15 protein-coding genes, 2 pseudogenes and 1 riboswitch are annotated in these 12,659 nt (G+C 37.2%); of the genes and pseudogenes, 5 read left to right on the top strand and 12 right to left on the bottom strand.

Translation table 11 applies throughout. The features are described from left to right. Positions 1 to 163 precede the first annotated feature (163 nt). Both B0I26_RS00445 and B0I26_RS00440 read right to left on the bottom strand, forming a co-directional pair. Entirely contained in the window at positions 164 to 1,429 is a 1,266-nt protein-coding gene (locus tag B0I26_RS00445) for an ATP-binding protein (RefSeq protein WP_245934684.1), read from the bottom strand. Between the two features lie 196 nt (positions 1,430 to 1,625). Continuing rightward, positions 1,626 to 1,871 (bottom strand): YueH family protein, encoded by a 246-nt coding sequence (locus B0I26_RS00440; protein ID WP_111643508.1) that lies wholly within the window; start codon positions 1,869 to 1,871, stop codon positions 1,626 to 1,628. Positions 1,872 to 2,081: 210 nt separating this feature from the next. Here B0I26_RS00440 and B0I26_RS18800 point away from each other — a divergent pair, with 210 nt between their 5' ends. Further along, the gene (locus tag B0I26_RS18800; protein ID WP_281268660.1) at positions 2,082 to 2,210 is read left to right on the top strand and encodes a hypothetical protein; all 129 of its coding nucleotides are present in this window, start codon (positions 2,082 to 2,084) and stop codon (positions 2,208 to 2,210) included. 200 nt (positions 2,211 to 2,410) lie between these two features. On the opposite strand, the gene folE is transcribed toward B0I26_RS18800, so the two are convergent. Beyond that, complete coding sequence (gene folE, locus B0I26_RS00435; protein ID WP_111643507.1) at positions 2,411 to 3,010, bottom strand: GTP cyclohydrolase I FolE; 600 nt, start codon at positions 3,008 to 3,010, stop codon at positions 2,411 to 2,413. A 233-nt stretch (positions 3,011 to 3,243) separates the two neighbouring features. After that, positions 3,244 to 3,837, bottom strand: a complete 594-nt coding sequence (locus B0I26_RS00430; protein WP_111643506.1) for a cell wall hydrolase — start codon at positions 3,835 to 3,837, stop codon at positions 3,244 to 3,246. A gap of 332 nt (positions 3,838 to 4,169) precedes the next feature. Between B0I26_RS00430 and B0I26_RS00425 the strand changes: the two genes are divergently transcribed. Beyond that, a complete protein-coding gene (locus B0I26_RS00425; RefSeq protein ID WP_111643505.1) occupies positions 4,170 to 4,679 on the top strand; it encodes a sigma-70 family RNA polymerase sigma factor in 510 nt (169 codons plus the stop codon). Between the two features lie 74 nt (positions 4,680 to 4,753). Here B0I26_RS00425 and B0I26_RS00420 read toward each other — a convergent pair whose 3' ends face one another. Together B0I26_RS00420 and B0I26_RS00415 are read right to left on the bottom strand one after the other, a co-directional pair. After that, a complete protein-coding gene (locus B0I26_RS00420) occupies positions 4,754 to 4,948 on the bottom strand; it encodes a hypothetical protein (RefSeq protein ID WP_111643504.1) in 195 nt (64 codons plus the stop codon). A gap of 15 nt (positions 4,949 to 4,963) precedes the next feature. Beyond that, a complete protein-coding gene (locus B0I26_RS00415) occupies positions 4,964 to 6,418 on the bottom strand; it encodes a PAS domain-containing sensor histidine kinase (protein ID WP_146612790.1) in 1,455 nt (484 codons plus the stop codon). Positions 6,419 to 6,670: 252 nt separating this feature from the next. Here B0I26_RS00415 and B0I26_RS00410 point away from each other — a divergent pair, with 252 nt between their 5' ends. Together B0I26_RS00410 and B0I26_RS00405 are read left to right on the top strand one after the other, a co-directional pair. After that, complete coding sequence (locus tag B0I26_RS00410) at positions 6,671 to 7,183, top strand: hypothetical protein (RefSeq protein ID WP_111643502.1); 513 nt, start codon at positions 6,671 to 6,673, stop codon at positions 7,181 to 7,183. A 236-nt stretch (positions 7,184 to 7,419) separates the two neighbouring features. After that, positions 7,420 to 7,596: a YkvS family protein gene (locus tag B0I26_RS00405; protein ID WP_111643501.1), complete on the top strand. Its 177-nt coding sequence runs from the start codon at positions 7,420 to 7,422 to the stop codon at positions 7,594 to 7,596. A 189-nt stretch (positions 7,597 to 7,785) separates the two neighbouring features. On the opposite strand, the pseudogene queF reads toward B0I26_RS00405, so the two are convergent. From queF to queC, 5 genes and pseudogenes are all read right to left on the bottom strand, one after another. Beyond that, positions 7,786 to 8,130 (bottom strand): annotated as a pseudogene (gene queF, locus B0I26_RS00400) (preQ(1) synthase); the annotation flags it as partial. Positions 8,131 to 8,883: 753 nt separating this feature from the next. Next, a pseudogene (locus tag B0I26_RS00395) lies at positions 8,884 to 9,051 on the bottom strand (preQ(1) synthase); the annotation flags it as partial. Between the two features lie 40 nt (positions 9,052 to 9,091). Next, positions 9,092 to 9,823: a 7-carboxy-7-deazaguanine synthase QueE gene (queE, locus tag B0I26_RS00390; protein ID WP_111643500.1), complete on the bottom strand. Its 732-nt coding sequence runs from the start codon at positions 9,821 to 9,823 to the stop codon at positions 9,092 to 9,094. After that, entirely contained in the window at positions 9,823 to 10,260 is a 438-nt protein-coding gene (gene queD / locus B0I26_RS00385; RefSeq protein ID WP_111643499.1) for a 6-carboxytetrahydropterin synthase QueD, read from the bottom strand. Before queD ends, queE begins: the two co-directional genes overlap by 1 nt. Further along, positions 10,260 to 10,949, bottom strand: a complete 690-nt coding sequence (queC, locus tag B0I26_RS00380) for a 7-cyano-7-deazaguanine synthase QueC (RefSeq protein ID WP_342767114.1) — start codon at positions 10,947 to 10,949, stop codon at positions 10,260 to 10,262. The genes queD and queC overlap by 1 nt, the downstream gene beginning before the upstream one ends. Positions 10,950 to 11,002: 53 nt before the next feature. Next, positions 11,003 to 11,047, bottom strand: a riboswitch (PreQ1 riboswitch). A gap of 340 nt (positions 11,048 to 11,387) precedes the next feature. Here queC and phoU point away from each other — a divergent pair. After that, on the top strand, positions 11,388 to 12,047 hold the full coding sequence (gene phoU / locus B0I26_RS00375; protein WP_111643497.1) for a phosphate signaling complex protein PhoU: 660 nt from the start codon (positions 11,388 to 11,390) through the stop codon (positions 12,045 to 12,047). A 91-nt stretch (positions 12,048 to 12,138) separates the two neighbouring features. Here phoU and B0I26_RS00370 read toward each other — a convergent pair whose 3' ends face one another. Then, positions 12,139 to 12,630 carry a ferritin family protein gene (locus B0I26_RS00370; protein ID WP_111643496.1) on the bottom strand — a complete coding sequence of 164 codons (492 nt, stop codon included), beginning with the start codon at positions 12,628 to 12,630 and terminating at the stop codon, positions 12,139 to 12,141. Positions 12,631 to 12,659: the final 29 nt, after the last annotated feature.

Below are 12,659 nucleotides of genomic sequence, written 5' to 3'. Positions count from 1 at the left end.
GGTGGGAGACTTCTCGGTGAACATGTTAAAGAAATAAAAAAGAGCTGACCAAAAGAAAAGTGTCAGACCCAGCAACGCAATATATAGGACATAACGTTAGACAAACGAACGATATATCGCGAAATGCATGTATGGTGAGACACTTATCGGTCAGCCCTTTTATTTAAGTTGTATCCTTATAAATCGGCAGTGTAACATACACCGTCGTACCTTTACCAACCTCGCTATCAATTTTTAAAGTTCCTTTATGTTCCTGAACAATTTTTATACTTGTTGTCAGACCCAGTCCCATTCCTTTCTCCTTTAGCGTAAAAAACGGTTCGCCAATTTTGGCAAGACGCTCTTTTGAAATGCCAACACCCGTATCCTTTATACAAATTTTTCCGAAATTCTCTTCTTCAGTAATTGTTATATCAACAAAGCCCCCATTTGGCATCGCTTCAATTGAGTTTTTAATAATATTAATAAATACTTGGATAAGTTGATTTTTATCCCCATAGATCATTGAATTTAAACCATTATTATTTAATCGAATGGTTACATTATTAAGCATTGCCTCATGCCCAATTAAATTGATAACGTACGCCATTGCCTCGTTCAGCGGGAATGGTTTATAACAAGAGATTTGCGGTTTTCCTAATACTAACAGTTCACTAATAATTTGATTAATCCGTTCGAGCTCGTCCAAAACAATTTCAATATACGGCTCTTCCACCCGTTTTGTCTCTCTCATCATTTGGATAAATCCTTTGATAGAAGTGAGCGGATTACGTACTTCATGAGCAATGCCAGCTGCTAATTCCCCTAAAACAGAAAGTTTTTCTTTTTTTAAGAGGAGGGATTCCGCAAGCTTTTGCTGCGTAATATCCCGGCCAATCGTTAAAATCCCTTTCCGTTCACCATTTTCATAAAAAAGCGGCACTTTAATTACATCGAATGTTTTCGTTTCTCCTTCTAGTGTCACAAACGATTCTTCAAATCTTGATAATTCCCCAGCTTTCCATGCCTCTTCGTCTGTTATCATGCAGTAATTGAAAACTTCTCTAAAAAATGGTACGATTTCTCCAAGTTCTTTATCGGTTTTTCCGAAGTAATCAATGTTCTCCAATTTATAAAGCTTTTGACCAAAGTCGTTCACTTTCAGCCAACGGCCTTGACTATCCTTAAAACAAACAAAATCAGGCATTGAATTGATTAACGTAGACATCAACTCTTCTTCCTCTGCAATTTTCTGCAGCTGTTCTCTTTTTTTTAACATCATATAAAGAAAAAACGCTGAAACAGCAATAAATATACTTCCTTTTCCTATTTCGATGATTAATTTCCCGAAGCCATCGACATTCAAAAAATAAACAAGTGTATCTGTTAAGGTAATCCAAACAACACTAAAAATAATATATATCCGCACAATATTGCGCTTTGTAAACAATTCATCATCGAGCTCCTAACGTGTTTAATATGATTTGTTTCTAAGTAATGAGAAAAGAGCTGACCCAATGCCAAGTGTCGAACCCCACAACACAATATATAGGACATTACATTGGAACAATGAACTATATATTGTGAAATGCACGTGAGGTCAGACGCTTATAGGTCAGCCCCCTTTTCATCTACGTCAGACACCATTACATTTCACGGACCCAATACAAAATTTTCCTAGATAGCTGTTCTGCCTTTTCCTTCGATAATATTCTATCCAATGAAAGAAGAAGGCGTTTTTCCAATTCTTCTGTCTCTTCTTCATAACGGATTAGCTGCGACCACTCTATATCTGGAATCGCGACTACTCTATATTCCTCTTTCTTATTTTCATAAATATAAACATTTGTAACTACTTTCTCGTCTAAAATATTGGCCTTCCGTATCTTCATGCTTATTCTCCCTCTTAAAACTCAATGCAATAAAGCAAAGTTACATATTTCATTTTAGCAACTTTCAATAAAACGTTCAATTTTCAAAATGATGGAAACAGTCATTTTATCAATTGGTTATAAAGTCTAATAAAAATAAATATTTTTTGAAAATTCTGTTGATTTATAGCGATGAAAGTGCGAAAATATAATAAAAAGGAAGTGAGTACGATGAAAATCATAAAAAACATGCTTATGTCTTATTTAACCGTCATTATGATTCTTGCGCTGCTTCCTGCTTTTTTAATTACAAATGATATCAGCTTAATCGAAGAAATGATCTCCTCAATGAATCGATAAAATAAAATACTATCTCATTATACAAAAGCAGCCGTTTTACAAAGGCTGCTTTTGTATGAATCAAACAATAGCTTGTGAAAAATCCGATTTTTATTCGAATTGAATAAGCTATGCTATCATTAAAACAGCATATTTCCAAAAAATAAACGTATACAAGATCGATTAAGTTGACTCCAGCTGCAACCATACAAATTTCACGCTTATATTTCCTTATTTAACATTTTAAAGAATCGTTCTTCATAATAATTCGGAAGTTCATCTGAATCGAATACACCGCTTTTCGCAATCGTCCTCGTCAAGCTTCCAGGTTTCTTGATTCCACGCATCGTCATACACATATGCTCCGCTTCAACTACACAAATGACGCCAAGAGGGTTAACGACTTTTTGAATGGTATTGACTATTTCGTTCGTGATGCGCTCTTGAACTTGCGGCCGGCGTGCAAATACATCGACTAATCGTGCAAATTTACTTAACCCGACAATTCGTTCATTCGGAATATATCCAATATGCACCTTCCCAAAAAATGGAACAAAATGATGCTCACAAACACTGTAAAAAGGAATATCTTGAACAATCACAATATCTTTCGTTCCTTCTGCTGGAAAGGTTTTTTGCAGAATTTCTTCTGGATTTTCATGTAAGCCGCTAAAAATTTCCCGATACATTTTTGCAATACGCTTCGGCGTTTCAATCAACCCCTCACGCTCAGGATCTTCCCCGATTAGTTGAATAATTTCGTAAAAATGACGTTCTATCGGATCATCAGCTACGGACTGGTGTTTTAATTTTGTATTCATAAATTTTTTCTCTCCTATTCTAATGTTTCAATTTTGTACAAACATGTTATCATAATGTATCATTTTTCGCCAAGTATTAAGATATTCGGAAATAAAAATACTTAATATGCAGCATAATAAGAAAGAGGCCGACCTAAAAAGAAAAGTGTCAGCCTCGCAAGTATATAGGTACATCTTTAGTGAGTATGTGGTTATTGTACGTGAGCTTCAGACATTGATGAGTCATGAGTCCCTTACTTGGCAAATACGTGATTTCCAATAACAACCGTTACTTGTTTGGAGCGCAGCCACTGGCTTTTCGCCGTTTTTGGATTATAAAAATATAGCGAACCGTTTCCTAAACCGCGAAAAGCAAGAGCTTCTTCAACGGCACGATATGCTTCACGGTCTGCTGGTTTGTTAATCTCCCCGTTTTGCACTGGAGTGAAAGCATAATAACCGCCAGAGCGCTCATAAATCACTTCTTTAATCGTATTTGGAAAATCAGGGTGATCAACTCGGTTTAATACAACTGTTGCTACCGCCACTTTTCCGGCAAACGGCTCCCCTTTTGCCTCAGCATGGACAAGTCGTGCAAGCAAATCTTTTTCCGCAGCTGAAATGGTGCCAGGTATACGCAAAGTTTCTCCAACGAATAACAAGTCGCTCTGTTTATTATTTGTTCTCTTTAATTCTATTAAAGAAACTCCGTAATCTTTTGAAATCGTCCAAAGCGTTTCTCCTTGTTGCACTTTATGAACGGTTGTTTTCGCCTCAGCCTCTTGTTGGGTAAACATCACGGCGGTGAAACATACCGAAGCTAATGCTAGTGCTTTTAACTTTTTCATAAAATTCCCTCCTAGTCATTCGCTCGTTACTAGACTAGCAAGGATTTTTCATTCTATCATTATCTAAATAATGGAAAATCGCTATATCCCTTGATATTGCAAGTTTTATAGACCGGCTGGAAATTTTTCCGGAGCATCTAAAATGATGAAAAATTCCATTTTTTACATTTTAAAAACAAGTAAATAAGCTATTTTCCGTTTGCTGTTTTCCTATTTTTGCAAAATCAAACCCTCATTTTTCTAATTTCTTTATTTGCTCTGTTTATTTTTCTTCTTTATGTTAATAGTACCGCGGAATACGCAAAAGCGCGCTTTTGGAAAGGAATTTGGAAGTGAAGCAAGCTTTTGAAGAGCTGGTTACTGCCTATCATCCGATGATTATCAGCATTATGAAAAGACTTCATATTACGAAGGAATTTGATGAATATTATCAAATAGGGCTCATCGCCTTATGGGAAGCTTATGAGCAATTTCAAAAGGAAAAAGGAAATTTGTCATCATTTATTTATAAAAAAATATATTGGAAAATCGTTTCCCATTTACGGAAACAGCTAAATACCAAGGTAAATGAATGCACATTTACAGATGAGATGACCGAAATTTTAGCCGCTTCTCCTATTCAGCGGGAATTTAGCGAAAAACAACTAGAAACGATGTTCAAAGATTTAAGTCCGTATCAACGAAAATGGTTAATTGCTTATATATTTCAAGGAAAAAATTTAAAACAAATCGCCTTTGAAGAAGGAGTGTCGATCGGTGCGGTCAAACAATGGCGCGTTAAAGCATTACGAAAACTTCGGCGAAGATGGCATTTGTATGAAGATTTATTTATAACTCCATAACATACATGCAGAAGCTTCAATCCATGTTTAAAAAACCGACTCTATTTCAACGAATAGAGTCGGTTTTTTATCAGCTAGCTGCGCGGCTCTTTTAAGTATTGATAAATGATATCTCCGCCTCGCTGGGCAATGCCGCGGAAATGTTTAAAATCCTCCCGCTTTACAAGAGCGGGGCGAAACGCCAGAAAATCCTCTTTTTTGATTCGCAGCTCAGAAATTTCACCATCGCGCAGCTTGTTCAACAGCTCAGTTGCCAGTTTTTCATCCATCGTTACTCCACCTCATCACTTTGCCGTATAATGTGATTCATCAAATAAAGGAAGAGTAATCGTAAAGGTTGTTCCTACATTTACCTGGCTGGAAACAGAAATGGTGCCGTGATGATTCTGGACGATGTTATACGTAATCATTAAGCCAAGTCCTGTTCCTTCCTTCTTTGTACTAAAGAAAGGCTGTCCGATTTTTTCCAGATGTTCCTCCGGTATGCCGCATCCTTGATCAATAACAGAAATATCGACAAATTTTTCATCTTTTTCTATATTAATAAAAATATGTCCGCCATTTGGCATCACTTCAATGGCATTTTTAATTAAATTAACAAACACTTGTTTTATTTGTACTTCATTACCGTAAATAACAATTTCCTCGTCCGGAAAATGCTTGTCGATAATAATATTATGCATAATTGCCTGTGTTTCAAGCAATAAAGATACTTCCTGAATCAATTTTTTCAATGAAATCAGCTTTAATTCTGTCGAACGAGGTTTAGCAAGAAATAACAATTCATTTGAAATAGTTTCAATCCGCTCAAGCTCAGATTCCATAATATCCCAATAATCATTTTTCGTTTTTAAATCTAATTTCATTAGCTGCAAAAATCCTTTTAACGCAGTCAGCGGATTGCGGATTTCATGAGCAATTCCTGCTGCCAACTGTCCCGCCATTGACAGCTTCTCGGCTTCAATTAATGTTCTTTCCGTGTTTTTTCGTTCTGTAACATCTCTTATGAGCAATTGAAACGCTTGCTTTCCCTTAAAATTCGTAGGAATGATAATCACTTCTGATTGGAATGAATTTCCACATACTGTTTTCCATACGAAATCAACCGGACCAACAGCTTGTGCACTTTTCATATATTCACTTTTCCATATTTCATAATGAACGGGGTGTAAAAAATCATAAATGGATTTTCCGATAATTTCTTTTAAATGATCGGCCTTAAATAAACGCGTGCTTGCTTGATTGGCAAACACAATTTGGTCTCCACATACAATAACTACCGCTTCTAATAAATGATTGACCAACGTTTCATATTGAGCTAATTTCTCATTATACAACACCTCTAAGTCACTTTCTTGAGCAGTTGTTTCCCGCATGACAAGGAGTAATCCTTCTGTCTTATGATGAAACGCGTTTCGCAAGACAGTAGCAGCTACTTGCACATTTTGAAACTTACCAATCTTATTACGAATTCTCAGCTCCAATTCAAAATAATCTTCATTTGCTGCTATAACACTTTCTAATTTCTGCATAAAATGATTATAATCACCAAAATAACAATAATCTTTAAAACAAGTCTGCACTACTTCATTTTGACGATAACCGAGGAGTTCATGAATATGTATAGAAGCATATGTAATATAGCAATCATTTGTTAGACGAAGTAAGTATGGGAGATTAGCTGTCAGTGGAAATGATTGTCTGTTATTGTGTACAAACGTTGTAAACCTGTCTTGCATATGGTTCCCTTCTTTAATTAGATGCTCATTTTTCACATTTGTATTGTAACTTACATAAAAAAAATGCGCTAGTATTTTTCTGACAATTTTTTCTTTATCTTTATTAAATACGCTGTTTCCTTTTGTCCACAAGTGGATAAATACCCAATTTTTCTATGTTAAAACACCATTTTCATTCGTAAACATACAATATGGATGGGTATGTGCCATAGGCCGTATTCACTAAAAAGTAGAAAAGAAAGGAAGATAAACATGAATAGTTGGAATCCTTATATGCACCATCAAATGCCTTATAACGAAAACTTTCATATCGATGAAGATTGGGATGTGCCTCGCAATGTTAACGAATCAGCACAAAATATCGAGCTGTCGACAATGATGGAGAACGTTCCAATACCGACAATGCCATCAGCTTATCCCCAAATGGCACCAATGATAACAATGCCAACAGCTTACCCGCACACGGCTCCAATGATGCCAATGGATTGCGGCTGTTATTATCCATCTGGACATCACTATCCAATGTTCACATGTCCAGAAAGTGGCGTGCCGTGGACCACTCCGATGTTTCCAATGCCGAGTATGGCTGGAACGATGCCAAGTATGACATCTCCGGTGGGCGAAACAGCAATGCCTATGATGGGACCAAACATGCCAGCACCGACAACAAGTTATCCTGCAGCCCCTTCCATGCACGGTCATTTTACTCCAAGTCCTTCTCCGATGATGGAAAGCGGATACACTCCTTACTATCCGTATCGATAAAATCAAGTTACATTAGTGGGGGCTCCCCCACTAATGTTCGTTAATTTAATCATTATTAGAAAAATCAACCATATTTTATGTTCATCACATGAAACTCTAACCTACATAAATAGAGGGATTCAGTAAAAAATGTCCAAAAATTTTTTGAAAATAGGAATAATCCCTCTTTACGAATACAGAAAAATCATGCAGACTATAAAAAAGAGTTTTTTTATAAAAAATGAAGGAGAGAACCAATGAAAAAAGCAGAAGTAGGAAACATTATTGAATTTAAAAACGGATTGCGCGGAATCGTTGAAAAAGTAAATGAAAACTCTGTCATCGTTGATTTAACGTATATGGAAAACTACCGAGAACTAGATTTACAAGAACGCACCGTAGTAAATCACAAAAATTATAAAATTATTGAGTAAATAAAAGAGACTGACCTAAAATGTCAAACCTCACAACACATATATCAAGAATAACACTGGATAAAATAAACGATATATTGTGGAATGTGCGTGAAGTCAGACATTTATGGGTCAGCCTTTTTTCTAGTTCGCTCAATACAATGGCGCAAACAAACGAACTCAGTCAATACCCACTAGTCTTATGGACTCTTATCTATTATCTACTTTTTCTGGATATAAATCATGGTTCAGCAGACGATATTCCGCCATCTTTTCATATTTTGTTCCAGGACGCCCCCAATTGCAATAAGGATCGATAGAAATACCACCGCGCGGCGTAAATTTGCCCCACACTTCAATGTAGCGTGGTTCCATTACTTTAATTAAATCGTTCATAATAATGTTGACACAATCTTCATGGAAATCACCGTGATTGCGGAAACTGAACAAATACAGTTTTAATGATTTGCTTTCCACGCATTTTTTATCAGGGATATAGCTGATATAAATCGTCGCGAAGTCCGGTTGTCCGGTTTTTGGCATCTGTTTCGAAAAACAGGTGGACTATATCATATTCTTATTCAACTGCGATATTGAATAAGAACCCTCGCGCTTCCATCATAACGATGTACTCTACTCTCTTCCTCCAACACTACTTTTACTCGCTTCATGTTGGAGTGATTTCGATAGTCTCTGCACCTTCCTCAAATTTGAGTCATGTTGGAGTGCTCGATCGTTCTGCACCCTCACCAAATTCGAGGCTTGGCTCAGGGTTGGGGAAATATGGTTTCAAGAGATAAAGAAGCTGGTTTTCCTCCTGAATTCTAATCGCATAGCTATCTTGTTTATGAATATTTTGATGACAAGAGGGACATAAGCATTTATAAATTTTTTCGTATCGTTTATTTTTATACATAATCTCCGCTTTCTTCTTATTCGAAACCGAATATCTTTGTTTTTTTCTTGCTACAATGTTATTCCAAACTTCTAAACCAAAGATTTGAATAATTTTTTCTTTTTCAGAATGTTTAGGAAATCCATGAATTTTGCGCCATCTTTCAAGGCTGGACCAATCAATATTTCAATTCTTTGCATAGTTCATTAATGCTTTTTCCCTCATAAATAAACTGACTGGCAAACCAACTTTTATCTCGCCATGGGAATTCTAACAATACAAGTACACCCCTAACAAACATCTGTTCTTTATACTTGTATGATACATGAATCCCCTAATATATTCCATAATTCCCTTTCCCTGAATTCACGAGGTTTAATCGACAGTGTCACCACTGAAGTGTGCCCTTATTGACACAAACTTGTAAACTCCGGACAATTGAACTTCACGAAATAATCACGATCGGGGTGCTTGTTATCAAATACTTCTAAAACTTCTGGACTGTATTCAAACAAATATTTTGTTCCTTGATTGCCTAATAAAGTAATCCCTTGTAGTTCTTCATCTTTTCTTCCTGCCATGTCCCTCTTCCTTTCTTTAGATTCATTTATTTTCATTTATTTAAACGCCGCGTTTGTTGCCCCACACAAGCGCGTGCAGCTGCGGTAAAACGCGTGCGTCGTTCATTTCCTTTGTTTGTACTGTTTTTTCAATAAGCCATTCTAACTTCTCGAGTAACTTTGTTCTTAATGTAAGATCATCTAATTCGGTAACATCATCATTTCCTACTTGCAAATAAAACGGGATATTCGGATAACGAGCATGAACAAATTTCGCATAAGCAAAATCTTTTTCGTCAAATACGACGACCTTTAAGCTGACATTTGCCACACGTCCCCTTTTGTTTAAGCGCTCAATAATATCATCGAGAACAGCAAAGTCCGTATTCATCTCTGAGCTTGGCGGCTTTGGGGAAATCGTTAAATCATCAATATCGTAAAACCAGTCTTGCCAGCGGCTTCCCTGCGTCTCTAAAGCAACGCGAATCTTATTTTCCTTTAAAAGAGAAATCAACTCATCCAACGCTTTAATTAATGCGGGGTTGCCGCCGGAAATGGTCACATGGCTAAAACGGTCTCCGCCAAGCTCGACAAGGCGGTGCCAAACTTCTTCCGCTGTCATCTGGCGAATTTCCTCTTTTGCCGAGCCGTCCCATGTAAAAGCGGAATCGCACCAGCGGCACGAATAGTCGCATCCAGCTGTGCGCACAAACATTGTTTTTTGTCCGATGACCATTCCTTCTCCTTGAATCGTCGGACCAAAAATTTCAAGAACCGGGATTGTTTTTGCCATTATTGTTTCCCCGCTTTCGGACGATACACGACATAGCTTGTCGGTGTTTCCCGGACAAACACTTGCAAGCACTTCGGTTGATTCGGCAGCGTATCAAGATAATTTTGTACAATTTCCCAAATTTTCCGCGCAACGACCTCTGTCGTCGGAAAATCACTGCTGTTTTGATGATTAAATAGTTCCTTATGATCATTCATTAACGTATGATCAAACTTATCATGCACCAGCTTTTTTAAGTGCTGAAAATTGACGAGGAAGCCTGAATCATCTAATTCATCACCGGCAACCGTAATATTAACAAAATACGTATGCCCATGAATGTTTGCACATTTTCCTGCCGCTTCATGCGGAATAAAGTGAGCTGCGGCAATTTGCATATCTTTATTTAGCTCATATTGAAAATGGTGAGACACTTGCGGATAAATTTGCTGAAGCATTATGCATTCCCCCTTTCCTTTTCAGCTAAATATTGTTCTAGGCCGCGTTTGCGCAAAATACATGCCGGACATTCACCGCAACCGTCAGCAATAATGCCGTTATAGCATGTTAACGTTCGATTTCTTACAAACTCAAAAGCTCCGAGCTCGTCTGCTAATTTCCACGTTTCCGCTTTATTGAGCCACATTAATGGCGTATGAATGACAAACTGATAGTCCATTGCTAAATTAAGCGTCACGTTTAACGATTTTATAAACACATCGCGGCAGTCAGGGTAACCGCTGAAATCTGTCTCACACACACCTGTAACTAGATGACGCGCACCGCTTTGTTTAGCTAACACGGCAGCAAATGATAAGAACAATAAATTTCGCCCGTCGACAAATGTCGATGGAAGCTCTCCTTCTTTATGTTTAATCTGTATATCACTTCTCGTTAATGCGTTTGGAGCTAATTGATTTAACAATGACATATCAAGAACAGTATGCTTAATTCCTAAATCTTTGGCAATGGAAGCAGCAACTTCAATTTCCAGTTTATGTCGTTGGTTATAATTAAATGTGACTGCTTCCACTTCTTTAAAAGTTTTTAACGCCCAAAACAAGCAGGTTGTACTGTCTTGACCGCCGCTGAAGACAACAACAGCTTTTTCATTTTTCATCAACAATCGCTCTCCTTTCTTTTTGATAAAAGAAGAAAGAGCGTTCTAAAACAAAAAAACTATACCCTCTAAGGATATAGCGTTCCCTAGTTTTTTATAGAGGGTTGTTCTAGAACCTCTCCCGCACAAAGCTGTACGGATTTCTTCTTCCATTTTTCCTTAGCTAATATATCATACTTCTTATGTATGTACTAGTAAAAAGTGATTCTTATAAAAATTCCTCGAAAACATTTTTCAGTCTGTTTATAAGAAAAACAGCATAAACTTACTTTCCCGCTGTGAGAACTTCAAGTATAAAAAATGTAAACAAATTTAATCAAAACTATAAACATTCTTTATACGTTTAACAAATTGTTTATTTATAATGACGATAATAATTGCATATCCTTTTACATATCCTTTTACATATCCTTTTAGACGAAAAAACAATCGTAACAAGCTACATCCAACAAGGAGGGATGGCGGATGAATACTCGCCCAAGTTTCGATGCTGCTTTACAAACTTTAAAGAAAAAGTTAATGCAAATGGTTGCATTATCACAAGAAGCGCTCAATGCGGCAATGGAAGCATTACAGCAGCAAAATCTGGAAAAAGCAGATGAAATTATTGCAAATGATAAAAGAATTAATCAAATGGAAAAAGAGATTAATGAGCTTGCTATTACGATGATTTTACGTCAACAGCCTGTTGCTTCTGATTTGCGCCGCTTAATTGTTGCGTTAAAAATTTCATCGGATATTGAACGTATTGGCGACATCGCCGTCAATATCGCGAAATCGGTTAAATTTATCGGCAGGACGCCTCATGTTAAGCCAATTGTCCATATTCCAAAGATGGCAAGCATCGTTCAGCAAATGCTTCACGATGCACTTCATGCCTTTCATGATGAAGATATTCAAGAAGCCCGGCGAATCGCGCAAATAGATGATCGCGTTGATGAACTACAAGGACAAATCATTCAAGAACTAGTCGAGTTAATGAGTCAAAAGCCTGAAGCCACCCAGCAAATTACACAGCTATCATTTATTACACGAAATTTAGAAAGAGCGGGAGACCATATAACAAACATTGCCGAAAATATTTTTTATATTGTTAAAGGAGAACGCGTCGATTTAAATTACTAACCGCCAAAAAGCTGACCCTAAAATAAAATGTCAGACTCCACCACCATATATAATGCACTCGAAGTCAGACACTCATGGGTCAGCTCCTTTTTCATCGCAGTTCGCTAAGTAAAAAACTAAAGCGCAACGCATGTTCAATCTCATCTGTCATGGCCAGAAAAAACACATCGCGAATGACTTGATCCTGCGTTGCTAAATATGCATCCCGGTAATCTTCATATGCTTCCAATTCATCTTTCCGCGCAATATTAAGCCCTTCTTTAAATGTGTTAAAAGAAACCGCTTTTGTTTTATATACGGGACGTTTTCCTGTAAGCATCACATATAAATCTGTAAACTGTTTTAAATGCTTTCTCTCATCTTCCAAGGCATGCTGCACATCTTCCCTCGCCTTCTCATTCGGAGCAGCGTTCATGAGCTGTTGATAAAACTGCACAGCCGATGCTTCCCCCTTAATTGCCTCGAGAAGCGTATCCGTAATTTTTTTGTATTGTCCATTATCCCGGACTAATACTGGATAAAAAGGAATGACATACTGATGTTGGTGCGGATAATGGCCAGTGGATGGATAGACGTAGTACATAAAAAACACCTCACCTATGTTTAGTCGTT

This window comes from Paranoxybacillus vitaminiphilus (assembly GCF_003259935.1).
Classification (GTDB): domain Bacteria; phylum Bacillota; class Bacilli; order Bacillales; family Anoxybacillaceae; genus Paranoxybacillus; species Paranoxybacillus vitaminiphilus.
The sequence above is the reverse complement of the archived record's forward strand: the minus strand, read 5'-3'. Positions and strand labels throughout refer to the sequence as shown.